Raw genomic sequence first — 15,138 nt, forward strand, 5'->3', positions numbered from 1 at the left:
GGCCTTTCTCGTGACCCGGAGATTTGTCCCGTTGTTTCGTTACGCGATACTCTGGCTGTGTGCTGCCCTTTGGCTGCATGCAGGTTCGACTCGTGCGGCGGAACTTGACGAGGATCTGGCCCGCTTTAGCGCGGCGTTAAGCCGGTCAACCCCGGCGGCGCAAGTCTCGCTGCAAACCCTTCAGCAGCTTGATGCTACGTTGCTCAAGCCCGAATCCATGTATCCTCAGTTTCAGGCCTGGTCGCTGCCGGACCTCACGACGTTTTACCACCTGGACAAGCGCTGTGCCAGCGGGGACGAGCTATCACCCTCGGTGAAATCATTTCTTGCCGCCTTATGCCAGCCGGACATTCCGCCTGCATCTTGGTTCGCCGCGAATCCGCTCTATCCGCTTGGGGGAAGCAGTGCCTGGCAGTACATCTTGCGTCATCCGGGCGCGGCAGAGGTGCTAAGAAACTCGCTGCATGTGCGGGAAAGACCTGACGACCTGGCGGGCATTGGCAGGCTGTCCGATGACAATCTTGAGGCATTGCTTGGGGGCCAGCGCTGGCTGCTGCAAAACGGCCAACTCTGGCGATTCAGCCAGCAGCAATGGCAGCGTTATGAGGCAAAGGTCTGGCAGCCTCTAGCCCGACAGTCCGATATCGAACTGGTTAATGCCGGGGAGCGCTGCGATATGCGGGCAGGGGCGCTGTGCGTCAATGCTCGGGAAGGTTATCGCGATGTCTGGCGCTGGCTTTTTGGCCTGCTGGCGCTGTTTACCGCGTCGGGGTTGATATGGATGGCCTGGCAGCGAAGGCAACTGCGTGAGCGTCAGCGCTTTATTACGCAAATGCTGACCCATGAGCTGCGTACGCCCATTGCCCAACTGAGCAACGTGGTCGAACATTTTCGCCGTGACTTCGACCAGTTGCCGGAAGGTGCCCAGCTTAATTTTGTGGCTCTGGCCGACACGCTGCAACGGATGCGGCAGATGGCCGATACCAGTAAACACTACCTGATAGCGGAGCATCAGCGGGAGGCGCTGGAAACACCCACTCAGGTCCGGCTCAGCGACTGGCTCGATCACCTTTGTGCGGATCGGGACGGGCTGACGTACTGCCTGGAAGAAAACATGATCGTGGGCGTGTCGCTCTACTGGGGCAGCCTGTGTCTGACGAATTTACTGGATAATGCGTTCCGTCACGGAAAGCCTCCCGTGCACCTGACGGTGCATAAAAGTAGAACTCACCTTATTTTTCAGGTTAGCGATAGCGGAAACATCACTCAAAACCCGCTGCTGAACAGCCGCCGTTTACGCTGGTCAAGCAGCAGTCTGGGTCTTGGATTGACCATTGTTCAGCGGGTTGCTCGTCGCCTCAACGGAAAGTTGACGTTCAGCCCCGCGCCAACCACGTTTACCCTGGAGTTGCCGTATGAACCCGACTAAAGCGCATACTTTATTGTTAATTGAGGATGATATCGCGCTGGGCGAAGGGCTGGCGACATTTTTGCAGCAGGAGGGGTTCAGCTGCCGCTGGCTGCGCAGCAGTGAACATGTTCTCGACCATTGGTATCAGGCGGATTTGGCGATTCTCGACCGCCAGCTTCCCGAAGGCGACAGTCTTCGGTTTTTGCCTCAGTGGCTGGCAAAAAAAGCCCTGCCGGTGATCGTGCTGACGGCAAAAGTGAGCATTGAAGAGCGGGTGGCGGGGCTGGAGGCGGGCGCGCGTGACTACCTGAGCAAGCCGTTTGCCCACGTTGAACTGCTGGCCCGCATCCGGGCTCAGCTTCGCCCTTTAGGCGACGGGTTGCTGGTCTGCGGTGAACTCAGCTTACTTCCGGCGCGGCAAATTGCTACCTGGCAGGGTAAAGAGGCCGCGCTGACGGCAACCGAGTTTGCGCTGCTGGCGATGCTGATGCAGATGGCGGGACGCGTGTTTACCCGGGATGAATTGCTCAATCAGGTTTGGGGCTATCAAAGCTTTCCGTCAACCAGAACGGTGGATACGCATGTTTTACAGTTACGGCAAAAACTGCCGGGCCTGCCGATTGCGAGCGTGCGCGGGATTGGCTATCGGCTGGAGCTAGCGGAATGAAACTTCTCCTGTCAGCTCTGCTGATCGTCTTCTCGTTCAGCGTCGGTGCAACGTTGCCCCAAACGCCGCTGGAGCCCGTATATCATCAGCTGTTTAACCAGCGAGGCGACCTTGCTAACAGTCAGCTGATTGATGTCTGGCCGCGGCTGAATAGCGCGGCACAGCGGCTGGCCTGGAAAGAGGCGCTTAATGCCGTGGTCAGTCGGCAATGCGGCAAAGATCTTACTCCGGCGGTTCCTGAGTGGCTGGACGACTTAACGCTCACGTTGATGCAGCGTGATATGCCGCTTAACCGAATTTATCGCATAACTTTAAGTGGAAAGAGCCCCCGCCAGGATATTAACGTTGCCCTGATGCTGCCCGATGGCAAAAAAGCGCTCGCCGCAATGCCGGTGCAGTATGAAGCGGCAGGTGAGTTTCGGGTCGAAAGCGAAGAGTTTACTCAGCCGCTGAGCGAAGGGGTTTATCTGCTGACCGTATCGAGCGGCGGGCAGCAATGGCAGCAGCCTCTGGCGTTACAAGGCCTTGACGGGTTAACGCAGATCCAGCTTCACGATCGCGCCATTACGCTCACTTCGCCGCAGGTGTCTCCTGCTTGCCCCAAACCCTGGCTTGAGCAAACGCTGCTTAATCGCAGCGACTATAGCCAGATTTGGTGGGCAAAAAGCGACCAGCTGACGCTGATACCCTGGCCTGCGAAGCCTGCCGAAAGCGTATGGGCCACGGTGGCCGTGGTCAGTGCGGAAAATCGGGGCAGCGTGGCGGTAAGAACCGAACACCGCCTCGCCGGTCCGCTGGCAACGATGAAAAACTAAGGCCTATACCGCTATCCTGACATTCCTCTGACAATCGACGCCCGCTAACCGGCAATACTGCAGCCTCTTTCGTTACTGAGGTATTTGTCATGAAACTCAAAGCACTTTGGGCAGGACTGGCGCTGCTCTCTGGTTCCGCCTTTGCCATGGACAGCATCGCCTTCTGGAATTCGCCGCAGCACGGAGGCAACAGCTTTAACCGTCTGCCGCCCGATCAAGCCTATTTCACCGCTCTCAAAGGCTACGGTGCCAGTTGGGTAAGGCTTTCGTGGGACAAATGGCGACCGGAACAACGTGATTTTTTGCTGGGTAATGCCGACAACTATCGGAGGCTGATGACGCAGGATCTCCGCATCCTCAAAGAGACGCTGGCGCGTGCTCACGCCGCCGGACTTAAAGTGGTTATTACGCCGCTGTCGCTGCCCGGTATGCGCTGGGCGCAAAACAATGATGGCCGCTTTGACGACCGGCTGTGGCAGGATAAACGTTACTGGCAGCAAAGCGCGCAGTTCTGGCGTGACCTTGCCGGACAGCTAAAAGATAACCCGGCGATTGCCGCCTACAACCTGATCAATGAGCCTGCGCCGGAGAAGCGGGCTGGTCTCCCCGAACACGCCTCGCTGGAGGAAATGAAGGCCTGGTACAAAGCGCACCAGGGCACGGCCAGAGACTTGCCAGAGTTCTATCAAACCGTGATCAACGCGATTCGCGAAGTGGATAAGACGACGCCCATCATGGTGGATAGCGGCTGGTACGCCGCCGCCGACAGCTTTAGCTACTGGCCTTCCGCCCTGAGTGACGATCGCGTGCTTTACAGTTTTCATATGTACGAACCCTACGACGCGACCAGCGCGCCAAACCTCAAACGCCTGAAGCCGTATGTCTATCCCGGCGTTGTCCCTTTTGGCGGTAAGCAGGAAAAATGGAACGGAGAGCGCGTGGCCGGGTATCTGCAGCAGCCATTCTGGTGGGCTAAGCAGCGAGGGGTGGCGCAGAATCGTATGGTGGCGGGGGAGTTTGGCTGTATGCGCCAGTTGGCCGGGTGTCGCCAGTATCTCGAGGATGTCCTCAGCGCGCTGGATAAAACACAGGCGCACTGGGCATTCTACAGCTTTCGCGAAGATGCCTGGGACGGCATGGATTATGAGCTGGGAAAAAGGAAAGTGCCCTGGTCGTACTGGCAGGCGATGGATGAACATAAGCCGGACACTTTACCGCGCCATGCCACGCCTGAGTTTGAGCCGATTAGCCGCCGACTGGGGCCGTCGACGCGTTAAGTTATGCGTTACGTTAAGATGAGTGATTTGAGATTTTTTGAATCATAACACCTAATTCAATGTGGGCCGTCCGCTTTATTATGCTATGTTTTTTCTCTGAAATTCCCATAGCGGCAATGAGGCAGGATGAGCAGCAAACTCGACACTTTTATTCAGCAGGCCGTCAGCGCCGTGCCCATCAGCGGCACGTCGCTGATTGTCTCTTTGTACGGCGATGCGCTGGCTCATCGAGGCGGCGAAATCTGGCTGGGTAGCCTCGCGGCGATGCTGGAGCCTTTGGGATTCGGTGAGCGTTTTGTGCGCACGTCGCTTTTTCGCCTCAATAAAGAGGGCTGGCTGGACGTGGAGCGAGTGGGGCGCCGCAGTTTTTATCGCCTGACCGATATGGGCCAAAGAATGACCCGCCGCGCTGAGTCGAAAATTTATCGCGCCGGACAGCCGGCCTGGGATGGAAAGTGGCTGCTGCTGCTTTCCGAAGGGTTGGAAAAAACCACGCTGCAACAGGTGAAAAAACAGCTCATCTGGCAGGGTTTTGGGGCGCTCGCGCCGAACCTGATGGCTTCGCCCTCGCAAAACCTCGCGGATATCCAAAGCCTGCTCCATGAGGCAGGCGTGGCTGAGCAGGTCATCTGTTTTGAGGCTGAATCCCCGCTGCAAACGTCCCGCGCAGCGCTGAGATCCCGCGTGGAAGAGTGCTGGTTGCTGACCGACAAAAACGAACGTTACGCTGAATTTATCAACTCTTTTCGCCCGCTTTTACCGCTGCTGCGTGAGGCGGGAAACGATGAGCTAACGCCGCAGCGCTGTTTTCACATTCAGCTGCTGCTGATCCACTTCTACCGCCGTGTCGTGCTGAAAGATCCGCTGTTGCCGGATGAACTGCTGCCGCCGCACTGGCTGGGGCAGAATGCCCGCCAGCTGTGCATCAATATCTATCAGCGGGTCGCCGCCGGCGCGCTTACCTACGTCAGCGAGCTGGGCGAAACCTCGGTGGGCGACTTGCCCGCCCCGGTGGGCGGTTACCAGAAGCGATTCGGTGGACTCAACCCCTAAAATAAGGAGCCCGTATGTCAATTTATCAGATTGATGGCCTGACGCCTGTCGTCCCGGAAGACAGCTATGTTCACCCGACGGCGGTGCTGATCGGCGACGTTATTCTCGGGCACCGCGTTTACATTGGCCCCAATGCTAGCCTGCGCGGTGATTTTGGGCGGATTATCGTCGAAGACGGAGCGAATGTGCAGGACAACTGCGTGATGCACGGTTTTCCTGAACAGGACACCGTTGTTGAACAGGATGGCCACATCGGGCACGGCGCCATTCTGCACGGCTGCCGGATTGGCAAAAATGCGCTGGTGGGCATGAACGCGGTGATCCTGGATGGGGCACAAATTGGTGAGAATTCGATTGTCGGCGCCGCGGCTTTTGTTAAAGGCAAGGCGGAATTTCCGGCGAATACGATGATTATCGGCAGCCCGGCGAAAGCGATACGTGAATTACGGCCTGAAGAGCTGGCCTGGAAGAAACAGGGCACGAAGGAGTACCAGGATTTAGTGATTCGCTGCCAGCAAACGATGCATCAGGTGGAGCCGCTGCGGGAGGTTGAGGCGGGGCGGAAGCGTCTGGTGTTTGAGGATTTGCATCAGCCTAAGAATAGCTGTTAATTCCCCTCACCCCGGCCCTCTCCCCAAAGGGGCGAGGGAGAAAGCGGACCTGGAGAATAGTGTTTTTCCCCTCTCCCCTTTGGGGAGAGGGCAAGGGTGAGGGCCAGTCACCCAGAGCAAATCTTACGCAGCAACGATGCTGTCGATAGCCGCTTTCGCGTCAGTCTGTGCTTTAGCCGCTACTTCCGGGCCATAGCCAAAGCCTTCGGCAAACACGTAATTCACGTCGGTGATCCCGATGAAGCCCAGGAACACGTTCAGGTAAGGCACCAGCAGATCGGTTGGGGTGTCTTTGTGGATCCCGCCGCGGCTGGTCACAACCAGAGCACGTTTACCGGTTACCAGGCCTTCAGGGCCTTTCTCGGTGTAGCGGAAGGTCACGCCAGCGCGAGCCACCAGGTCGAAATAGTTTTTCAGCTGGGTAGGGATGTTGAAGTTATACATTGGCGCGTTGAAGACAATCACGTCGTGCGCTTTCAGTTCGGCAATCAGTTCATCAGACAGCGCCAGAGCTTCCTGCTGACGTGGGGTCAGCGCGGCATCGGAAGGGCGCAGAGCACCGACCAGTTCACCATCCAGCACTGGAATTGGGTTTGCTGCCAGGTCACGAACGGTGATTTCGTCAGCGCTGTGTTTTTCACGCCATTGTTCAACAAAATAGTCGGACAGTTGGTTGGACTGAGAGTAACCTGCCAGGATGCTGGATTTCAGAACTAATACTTTGCTCATGGGGGGATTCCTTAGTGTTTGGTCAGTCGGACAGTGTGCCCGTTCGTTAGGACTTACTGTATTCACAATCCGATGACAGAGATAGCGCAATATATCGAACCCTATATTCGAATTTATTGAACAAGGCGCTCGAAATCGGGGTGTGGTAAAATAGCGGAAATTGACGCCGTGACTTATCCGGTTGTGCCCGGTAGCGAAATAACGATAGATAAAATGGAAATGACAAAACCCTCGCTGTCCTCTTTGTTCGCCCGTCTTGACGGGCTGATGCTCCGCGACAGACAACGCTTTTCTCGCCGCCTGCACGGCGCGAAGAAAATTAAAAATGCTGACGCTCAGCAGGCCTTATTCGACACGCTGGCCGCAGAAATTGACGCCGCAGCGGGCAAAGTACAGCTGCGTGAAGCCGCGCGCCCGGCGATTACCTACCCTGAAAATCTTCCGGTCAGCCAGAAGAAACAGGACATTCTGAACGCCGTGCGCGACCACCAGGTGGTGATCGTGGCGGGTGAAACTGGCTCCGGCAAAACCACTCAGCTGCCAAAAATTTGTATGGAGCTGGGGCGCGGTGTTAAAGGGCTGATCGGCCACACACAGCCTCGCCGTCTGGCGGCGCGTACCGTGGCTAACCGTATTGCGGAAGAGCTACAAACCGAACCCGGCGGCTGCGTAGGTTATAAAGTGCGTTTCTCCGACCACGTCGGCGACAACACGATGGTCAAACTGATGACGGACGGGATCCTGCTGGCGGAAATTCAGCAGGACAGGCTGTTGATGCAGTACGACACCATCATCATCGATGAAGCGCACGAACGCAGCCTGAATATCGACTTTCTGCTGGGTTACCTGCGTGAACTGCTGCCGAAGCGGCCCGATCTTAAAATCATTATTACCTCGGCGACTATCGATCCGGAGCGTTTCTCGCGCCACTTCAATAACGCGCCAATTATCGAAGTGTCAGGCCGCACTTACCCGGTGGAAGTGCGCTATCGCCCGATGGTGGAAGACAATGACGATGTCGATCGCGATCAGCTGCAGGCGATTTTCGACGCGGTGGATGAGCTGGGCCACGAAAGTTCGGGCGATATCCTGATCTTTATGAGCGGCGAGCGTGAAATTCGCGACACCGCTGATGCGCTATCTAAGCTCAACCTGCCGCATACGGAAATTCTGCCGCTCTATGCGCGTCTGTCCAACAGCGAGCAGAACCGCGTTTTCCAGGCGCACGTCGGGCGGCGCATTGTGCTGGCGACCAACGTCGCGGAAACCTCGCTGACGGTGCCGGGGATTAAATACGTTATCGACCCAGGTACGGCACGTATTAGCCGCTACAGCTACCGCACTAAGGTTCAGCGCCTGCCGATTGAGCCCGTGTCTCAGGCTTCGGCCAACCAGCGTAAAGGCCGCTGTGGCCGCGTATCAGAAGGGATCTGTATTCGTCTTTATTCCGAAGATGATTTCCTGTCGCGCCCGGAATTTACCGACCCGGAAATTCTGCGCACCAACCTGGCGTCGGTCATTCTGCAAATGACGGCGCTGGGCCTGGGGGATATTCAGGCGTTTCCGTTCGTAGAGGCGCCGGACAAGCGCAACATTCAGGACGGCGTGCGCCTGCTTGAAGAGCTGGGCGCCATTACCAGCGATGAAGACCATAGCGTTTACAAACTGACGGCCTCTGGCCGCCAGCTTTCGCAGCTGCCCGTCGATCCGCGCCTTGCCAAAATGGTGCTGGAAGCGCAGAAATTTGGCTGCGTGCGTGAGGTGATGATCATTACCTCCGCGCTGTCGATTCAGGATCCGCGCGAGCGGCCGATGGATAAACAGCAGGCATCTGACGAGAAACATCGCCGCTTCCACGACAAAGAGTCTGATTTCCTGGCCTACGTGAATCTGTGGAATTACCTCGGCGAGCAGCAAAAAGCACTCTCTTCGAACCAGTTCCGCCGCCAGTGCAAGCTGGACTTCCTCAACTACCTGCGCGTCCGCGAATGGCAGGATATTTACACCCAGCTGCGCCAGGTGGTGAAAGAGCTTGGCCTGCCGGTGAACAGCGAGCCGGGGGACTTCCGCTCGGTGCACTCGGCGCTGCTGACGGGGCTGTTGTCCCACATCGGGCAAAAGGACACGGAAAAGCAGGAATACACCGGGGCGCGCAACGCCAGATTTTCCATCTTCCCTGGCTCGGGCTTATTTAAAAAGCCGCCGAAGTGGACGATGGTAGCCGAGCTGGTGGAAACCAGCCGCCTGTGGGGGCGCATTGCCGCCCGGATAGACCCGGAGTGGATTGAGCCGCTGGCACAGCATCTGATTAAGCGCTCCTACAGCGAACCGCACTGGGAGAAAGCCCAGGGCGCGGTAATGGCGCAGGAAAAAGTGACTCTGTATGGCCTGCCGATTGTGGCGGCGCGGAAAGTGAATTACAGCGATATCGATCCGGCGCTGTGCCGTGAGCTGTTTATTCGTCATGCGCTGGTTGAAGGCGACTGGCAAACCCGTCACGCGTTCTTCCGCGATAACCTCAAGCTGCGGGCGGAAATCGAAGATCTGGAGCATAAATCCCGCCGCCGCGACATCCTGGTGGATGACGAAACGCTGTTTGAGTTTTATGACCAGCGCATCGCCCATGATGTAATTTCCGCACGCCACTTCGACAACTGGTGGAAAAAGACCAGCCGCGAAACGCCGGATCTGCTGAACTTTGAAAAAAATATGCTGATCAGGGAAGGCGCGGAGCAGGTCAGCAAGTTGGACTATCCGAACTTCTGGCATCAGGGCAACCTCAAGCTGCGGCTGACCTATCAGTTTGAACCAGGCGCTGACGCCGACGGCGTGACGGTGCATATCCCGCTGCCGCTGCTGAACCAGGTTGAAGAGTCTGGTTTTGAGTGGCAAATCCCAGGCGTGCGCCGCGAGCTGATTATTGCCCTGATCAAATCGCTGCCGAAGCCGGTGCGCCGCAATTTTGTGCCGGCCCCGAACTATGCGGAGGCGTTTTTAGGCCGGGCTACGCCGCTGGAACTGCCGCTGCTGGACAGCCTGGAGCGCGAATTCCGCCGCATGGTGGGCGTCACCATAGACCGGGAAGACTGGCACTGGGATCAGGTACCCGATCACCTAAAAATGACCTTCCGCGTGGTGGACGAGCACAACAAGAAGCTCAAAGAGGGCAAAAACCTCAGCGAGCTGAAAGGCGGCCTGAAGGATAAAGTGCAGCAGACGCTGTCCGCCGTGGCGGATGACGGCATCGAGCAGAGCGGGCTGCACATCTGGAGCTTCGGCTCGCTGCCGGAAAGCTATGAGCAGAAACGCGGCAATTACCGGATGAAAGCCTTCCCGGCGCTGGTGGATGAAAAAGAGAGCGTGGCGATTAAGCTGTTTGATAACCCGCTCGAACAGCAGCAGGCGATGTGGCGCGGGCTGCGCCGTCTGCTGTTGCTGAATATCCCGTCGCCGGTGAAATATCTGCACGAAAAGCTGCCGAACAAAGCCAAGCTGGGTCTTTATTTTAACCCGTACGGCAAGGTGCTTGAGCTTATCGACGACTGCATTTCCTGCGGTATTGATAAGCTGATTGCGCAAAACGGCGGGCCGGTCTGGAGTGAAGAAGGCTTTGCCGCACTACACGAGAAAGTGCGCGCCGAGCTGAACGACACGGTGGTTGAGATTGCTAAGCAGGTGGAGCAGATCCTCACGGCGGTGTTTAACATCAACAAACGGCTGAAAGGGCGCGTGGACATGACCATGGCGCTTGGCCTGTCGGATGTTAAGGCGCAGATGAGCGGCCTGGTCTACCGAGGTTTTGTCACCGGCAACGGCTATAAACGCCTCGGCGACACGCTGCGTTATCTGCAGGCAATCGAAAAACGGCTGGAAAAAATGGCTATCGATCCGCACCGCGATCGCGCGCAGATGCTCAAGGTGGAAAGCGTGCAGCAGGCCTGGCAGCAGTGGCTGAACAAGCTGCCGCCGGCCAGCCGCGAAAACGAAGAGGTGCAGGAGGTCCGCTGGATGATCGAGGAGCTGCGCGTCAGTTATTTTGCTCAGCAACTTGGTACCCCGTACCCGATTTCCGATAAGCGTATTTTGCAGGCCATGGAGCAGGTCGCACTTTGAACCCAGGCCCTTTCCTCAGGAAAGGGCCTGCCGCTATTTCACTCTTGCCAGCGTAAAACCATCCCAGCCTTTACTGCCGACCGTTTGGAGTGCGGTGGCAGAAAGGCGCGGGTTGTTGCCCATCAGGTCAATGAAGGTGCGTACACCCTGGACACGGTCATCAGTGCTTTCGGGGTTGGCAACCTCGCCGTCGCGGACCACGTTATCACCGATGATTAACGTCCCGGGACGCGAATATTTCAATGCCCACTCCAGATAAACCGGGTTGTTCGGCTTATCGGCATCAATAAAAATCACATCGAACGGTGCGTCGTGGCCTAAACCGGCCAGCGTTTCTGCCGCTGGGCCAACATGCAGGTCAATCTGTTTTTCCAGCCCGGCAAGCTGAATGTTCCTTTGCGCAACTTCGGCATGATGAGGGTCGGCTTCAAGGGTGATTAGCTTCCCGTCAGCGGGCAATGCTCTTGCCATCCAGACGGAGCTGTACGCGCCCAGCGTCCCAATTTCCAGAATCTTTCTCGCGCCGGTCATCTCCACCAGCAATTGCAGAAATTTTCCCTGGTTCGGGGCCACATCGTGGGCAGGCAGCCCGGCGGCATGATTATTGGCCAGAATTTGCTGGAAAACAGCATCGGAAGGGGTCAGGGAATGAACGAGGTACTCATCAACATCGGACCATTTTTTCTGCATCGCTTACTCCATGTTTAGAGATAACGTTTTCCCTCTCGCTTTGCGGGAGAGGGAATGGGATATCCGATCAGGCAATACGCTGCGTATGCTCCGCTTCGCTGCGGGTGATTTTCACCGGCACGGATTTTGACGTCGGCGTGCCCGTCCCGTCCCCGACGCTGCCGAGCGGCACCAGCGGGTTGGTTTCCGGGTAATAGGCCGCGAGATTACCACGCGGGATATCATAGGCCACCAGCTTAAAGCCGCTAACTTTACGGGTGATACCGTCATGCCAGATGGTTTCTATATCAACCTTATCGCCATCGTTCAGACCGAGCTCACCCATATCATCAGGATGAATAAACAGGATTTCACGCTGGCCGTACACGCCGCGATAACGATCGTCGAGGCCGTAAATCGTGGTGTTGTACTGGTCGTGAGAGCGCAGCGTTTGCAGCGTGAACGGGGCTTCCACACCTTGCCACAGCGAATCCGGCAGCGGGGCATTGCTGAACTCAGCCTTGCCGCTTGGCGTATTAAAGCGCAGTTCTGCCGCCGCGTTGCCCAGGTAGAATCCCCCTGGCTCTTCGCAGCGCTGATTGAAATCTTTAAAGCCAGGTAATGTGGCGGCGATGTGATCGCGAATCAGGTTGTAGTCGTCGGCCAGCGCCAGCCAGTCCAGTTTGCTTCTGCCCAGAACGGCATCAGCGATGCTGGCCACAATCGCGGTTTCAGAGCGCTGGGTGTCCGCAATCGGCTTGCCGATGCCTTCGGAGGCGTGAACCATGCTAAAGGAGTCTTCGACGGTGACAAACTGGCGGCCAGAAACCTGCATGTCTTCTTCGGTACGGCCAAGCGTCGGCAGGATCAGCGAGGCTTTACCCGGCACCAGATGGCTGCGGTTCAGCTTGGTGCTGATGAACACGGTCAGGCCGCAGCGGCTGATGGCCTCTTCCGTGCGCGGGCTGTCCGGCGCCGCAGCGGCGAGGTTGCCGCCAAGCGCAATCAGCACTTTGATTTCGTCGCGCAGCATCGCAGCCAGGGCTTCAACGGTATTGTGGCCATGTTCGCGCGGAGGCGTAAAATCAAAGTGTTTGGCCAGGTTATCGAGCAGGCTTACCGGCGGCTTTTCATCGATCCCCATCGTGCGGTTGCCCTGCACGTTACTGTGGCCGCGCACGGGGCAAAGGCCCGCACCCGGACGGCCTAAATGGCCGCCCAGCAGCTGCAGGTTAACGATTTCCCGCACGGTATTCAGCGAGTGTTTGTGCTGGGTGATGCCCATAGCCCAGGTGAAAATCACCCGTTTTGAATGCTGCCAGATAGCCGCGGCGTCGCGAAGCTGGAGTTCGCTCAGGCCGGACTGCCGGGTAATTTTCTCCCAGCTGGTTTCATCGATGGCGGTAAACCAGGCTTCAACGCCGTGGGTATGGGCATCGATAAACGCCAGGTCAAACACGCCGTCTTCACCTTCGGTGATGAGGCGACGATGGGTTTCCAGCAGGGCTTTTGCCATGCCGCGTACCGCCGCCATGTCGCCGCCCAGATTTGGCTGGTAGTAGTTGGTGCTGATGGTGCCCGCCAGCGGGGTGATCACTTCCAGCGGTTTTTGCGGATCGGCGAAGCGTTCCAGGCCGCGCTCGCGCAGCGTATTGAAGGTGACTATTTGCGCCCCGTTTTCTGCCGCATGGCGCAGGCTGTGCAGCATTCGCGGGTGGTTGGTGCCGGGATTCTGACCAAACACAAAAATGGCATCGGCTTTGTCGAAATCATCCAGCCGAATAGTGCCTTTCCCGACGCCGATACTGCGTTTTAGCCCGCTGCCGCTGGCTTCATGGCACATGTTTGAGCAATCCGGGAAATTGTTTGTACCCAGCATGCGGCCAAAAAGTTGGTAAAGATAAGAGGCCTCATTGCTGGCGCGGCCGGAGGTGTAAAGTTCAATCTGGTTGGGGTTATTCATCGCCTGAATATGTTGCGCAATCAGGCTCAGCGCGCTGGCCCAACTGATAGGCTCGTAGCGATCGGTTTGTGGATTGTAGCTGAGCGGTTCAGTCAGGCGGCCCTGATATTCAAGGAAGTAGTCGCTTTGCTGATAGAGTTTGCTGACGCTGTGCTGGGCAAAAAAATCGCTGTCGATAAAGCGGCGAGTCGCTTCCCAGGTGACGGCTTTGGCGCCATTTTCGCAGAAGCTAAAGGTGCTTTTGTTATCATCCCCCCAGGCGCAGCCCGGGCAATCAAAGCCTTTGGCTTTGTTCATGCGCATCAGGTTGCGCAGGTTTTTCAGGGCATGTTTGCTGTCGATGACGAAGCGGGTGGTCGCTTCGAGAGAACCCCAGCCGCCCGCTGCGGCCTGGTAAGGCTTAATCGCCGATTTGAATTTCATATGGCAGGTGTCACTTGTTATGGTTGATTGCGCAATAACACAGATGAGTTGCTTACCTTTAGTTTACTCCTGATTAACATTTGTGGAAGCGCTAACGTCAATCGGCCATCAACGAAACGGCCAGGATTCACGGCAGCAGGCTGTTAAAATGCCTTGCATTAATGCCAATCAATGAAGGGAATACTGATGTTGTATGCCAGTGATATTAGGGATATTGAAGAGCTGCAGCGCGTTGAGACAGCCGCTGCGCACCGTTTTCTTACCGTGCCCGAACTGGCTTTTTTAGCCTCCGCTGGGGTAACGAGCAAGCAGACTCACGCCTCTGCCATCGAAAATAAGCTCGCCTGGAAGGTCGTCGGGAGCGACGGCAGGATCCAGGGTTTTTGCTACTGCGAGCGGCACGAGGATTCGCTTTATCTGGCGGAGATATCTACCCACCCGGATTTTCAGCGTCAGGGCGTAGGGGCTATGCTGCTGGCTGAGGTCAAACGCATGGGGCAGGCGCTTGGCGTAAGCCAAATCACGCTGACAACTTACAGAGATGTGAGCTGGAATGGCCCCTGGTATGTACGCCACGGTTTTGTCGTTATAAATGATGCAGAGTTAACGCCGGCGCTTGCTTGCTGCCTTGCGCACCAGCGCGAAGAAGGCCTGATGATTTTACCCCGTTGCGCAATGCGGTATTTACTCGGGGAGGGGAAGCCCCCGGTCGGTAAACCATTTTTGTAGCCGCGTGAGCTGGCGGATGTGGTAGCCGATGGCCAATTCTTCGTACAGCGTCGAGGGAGGCGTCAGCGGCGCGACATCGGGTCTGCCGCTCAGGATGGCCCGTCGTGCCTGACGCCAGGCCCGTTGTTTCATCTCAATTTCATCTGGCCTTGTTACCCGATGTTTACTCACGGTCATAGTCTGCCTACTTATTGTGAGGCGCGATTATACCCTGCAAAGCCGTCAATATGTTGTCCGATCTCCACGTGTGTTAATTTTCGTTCAAAAAAATCTAGTCTTGTCATAATGTTGCGTAATAATTACCCAGCAGACGCGCGATATATTCTGTCAATGGCTGACACGACCTGTCATTTGTTCGCGCTAACATTCCTGACACCGACTTGCAGGAGAAACACTCATGACCCCCCCCGAAAAAAGCACGCAGCTTGCCAACAGAATTGCCGGTATTTTTTGTGAAATGCTGAGCTGTGAGCGCGTGTCCCGTCATCAACTGGCCAGTAAATTTGGCGTAAGCGAACGGACGATATACCGGGATCTCCGGCGGCTAAGCAACTATGTTTATCATGTGGGGGACGATCAGTATGCCCTCAGCCTGGAAGTCACCCAGCAACTGGAAAACTATCTGCAACGAGTGAAGCGGGAAAAATGATCGGCTACAGGCGATAACGGGCTTAAAGC

Annotated in this window: 12 protein-coding genes; 9 read left to right on the forward strand and 3 right to left on the reverse strand. The window is 56.7% G+C overall.

The genetic code is table 11. From position 1 onward, the window contains the following. Window positions 1–31 precede the first annotated feature (31 nt). The 6 genes from AAIE02_RS06325 (at window position 32) to paaY (ending at window position 5,834) form a co-directional block, all read left to right on the forward strand. Window positions 32–1,429 (forward strand): ATP-binding protein, encoded by a 1,398-nt coding sequence (locus AAIE02_RS06325; protein WP_498532178.1) that lies wholly within the window; start codon window positions 32–34, stop codon window positions 1,427–1,429. Continuing rightward, on the forward strand, window positions 1,416–2,078 hold the full coding sequence (locus AAIE02_RS06330; protein WP_166992750.1) for a winged helix-turn-helix domain-containing protein: 663 nt from the start codon (window positions 1,416–1,418) through the stop codon (window positions 2,076–2,078). Before AAIE02_RS06325 ends, AAIE02_RS06330 begins: the two co-directional genes overlap by 14 nt. After that, the gene (locus AAIE02_RS06335; protein WP_498532179.1) at window positions 2,075–2,893 is read left to right on the forward strand and encodes a DUF2861 family protein; all 819 of its coding nucleotides are present in this window, start codon (window positions 2,075–2,077) and stop codon (window positions 2,891–2,893) included. The genes AAIE02_RS06330 and AAIE02_RS06335 overlap by 4 nt, the downstream gene beginning before the upstream one ends. 89 nt (window positions 2,894–2,982) lie before the next feature. Beyond that, window positions 2,983–4,170, forward strand: coding sequence for a glycoside hydrolase family 5 protein (locus tag AAIE02_RS06340; RefSeq protein WP_498532180.1), 1,188 nt, complete (start codon window positions 2,983–2,985; stop codon window positions 4,168–4,170). 126 nt (window positions 4,171–4,296) lie between these two features. Next, window positions 4,297–5,223, forward strand: a complete 927-nt coding sequence (gene paaX / locus AAIE02_RS06345) for a phenylacetic acid degradation operon negative regulatory protein PaaX (protein WP_008459212.1) — start codon at window positions 4,297–4,299, stop codon at window positions 5,221–5,223. 14 nt (window positions 5,224–5,237) lie between these two features. Beyond that, complete coding sequence (gene paaY / locus AAIE02_RS06350; protein WP_166874186.1) at window positions 5,238–5,834, forward strand: phenylacetic acid degradation protein PaaY; 597 nt, start codon at window positions 5,238–5,240, stop codon at window positions 5,832–5,834. Window positions 5,835–5,957: 123 nt separating this feature from the next. On the opposite strand, the gene azoR is transcribed toward paaY, so the two are convergent. Next, window positions 5,958–6,563 carry an FMN-dependent NADH-azoreductase gene (gene azoR, locus AAIE02_RS06355; RefSeq protein WP_008459208.1) on the reverse strand — a complete coding sequence of 202 codons (606 nt, stop codon included), beginning with the start codon at window positions 6,561–6,563 and terminating at the stop codon, window positions 5,958–5,960. A gap of 213 nt (window positions 6,564–6,776) precedes the next feature. Here azoR and hrpA point away from each other — a divergent pair, with 213 nt between their 5' ends. After that, window positions 6,777–10,676: an ATP-dependent RNA helicase HrpA gene (hrpA, locus tag AAIE02_RS06360; RefSeq protein WP_498532181.1), complete on the forward strand. Its 3,900-nt coding sequence runs from the start codon at window positions 6,777–6,779 to the stop codon at window positions 10,674–10,676. Between the two features lie 33 nt (window positions 10,677–10,709). Here hrpA and AAIE02_RS06365 read toward each other — a convergent pair whose 3' ends face one another. Together AAIE02_RS06365 and AAIE02_RS06370 are read right to left on the reverse strand one after the other, a co-directional pair. Further along, window positions 10,710–11,366: an O-methyltransferase gene (locus AAIE02_RS06365; protein WP_498532182.1), complete on the reverse strand. Its 657-nt coding sequence runs from the start codon at window positions 11,364–11,366 to the stop codon at window positions 10,710–10,712. Between the two features lie 67 nt (window positions 11,367–11,433). After that, a complete protein-coding gene (locus AAIE02_RS06370; protein WP_498532183.1) occupies window positions 11,434–13,731 on the reverse strand; it encodes an FdhF/YdeP family oxidoreductase in 2,298 nt (765 codons plus the stop codon). Between the two features lie 186 nt (window positions 13,732–13,917). Between AAIE02_RS06370 and AAIE02_RS06375 the strand changes: the two genes are divergently transcribed. After that, on the forward strand, window positions 13,918–14,460 hold the full coding sequence (locus tag AAIE02_RS06375; RefSeq protein ID WP_498532184.1) for a GNAT family N-acetyltransferase: 543 nt from the start codon (window positions 13,918–13,920) through the stop codon (window positions 14,458–14,460). A gap of 397 nt (window positions 14,461–14,857) precedes the next feature. After that, complete coding sequence (locus tag AAIE02_RS06380) at window positions 14,858–15,109, forward strand: HTH domain-containing protein (protein ID WP_008459199.1); 252 nt, start codon at window positions 14,858–14,860, stop codon at window positions 15,107–15,109. The last annotated feature ends 29 nt before the right edge of the window (window positions 15,110–15,138 follow it).

It is taken from the genome of Cedecea sp. Ae19-4, from assembly GCF_059801165.1.

Excerpts from the sequence above, each read along its gene's own strand:
- AAIE02_RS06380 (WP_008459199.1), top strand. The coding sequence starts at position 14,858 with ATGACCCCCCCCGAAAAAAGCACGCAGCTTGCCAACAGAATTGCCGGT.
- hrpA (WP_498532181.1), top strand. The coding sequence starts at position 6,777 with ATGGAAATGACAAAACCCTCGCTGTCCTCTTTGTTCGCCCGTCTTGAC.
- AAIE02_RS06335 (WP_498532179.1), top strand. The coding sequence starts at position 2,075 with ATGAAACTTCTCCTGTCAGCTCTGCTGATCGTCTTCTCGTTCAGCGTC.
- paaY (WP_166874186.1), top strand. The coding sequence starts at position 5,238 with ATGTCAATTTATCAGATTGATGGCCTGACGCCTGTCGTCCCGGAAGAC.
- paaX (WP_008459212.1), top strand. The coding sequence starts at position 4,297 with ATGAGCAGCAAACTCGACACTTTTATTCAGCAGGCCGTCAGCGCCGTG.
- AAIE02_RS06330 (WP_166992750.1), top strand. The coding sequence starts at position 1,416 with ATGAACCCGACTAAAGCGCATACTTTATTGTTAATTGAGGATGATATC.
- azoR (WP_008459208.1), bottom strand. The coding sequence starts at position 6,563 with ATGAGCAAAGTATTAGTTCTGAAATCCAGCATCCTGGCAGGTTACTCT.
- AAIE02_RS06365 (WP_498532182.1), bottom strand. The coding sequence starts at position 11,366 with ATGCAGAAAAAATGGTCCGATGTTGATGAGTACCTCGTTCATTCCCTG.
- AAIE02_RS06375 (WP_498532184.1), top strand. The coding sequence starts at position 13,918 with ATGTTGTATGCCAGTGATATTAGGGATATTGAAGAGCTGCAGCGCGTT.
- AAIE02_RS06370 (WP_498532183.1), bottom strand. The coding sequence starts at position 13,731 with ATGAAATTCAAATCGGCGATTAAGCCTTACCAGGCCGCAGCGGGCGGC.
- AAIE02_RS06340 (WP_498532180.1), top strand. The coding sequence starts at position 2,983 with ATGAAACTCAAAGCACTTTGGGCAGGACTGGCGCTGCTCTCTGGTTCC.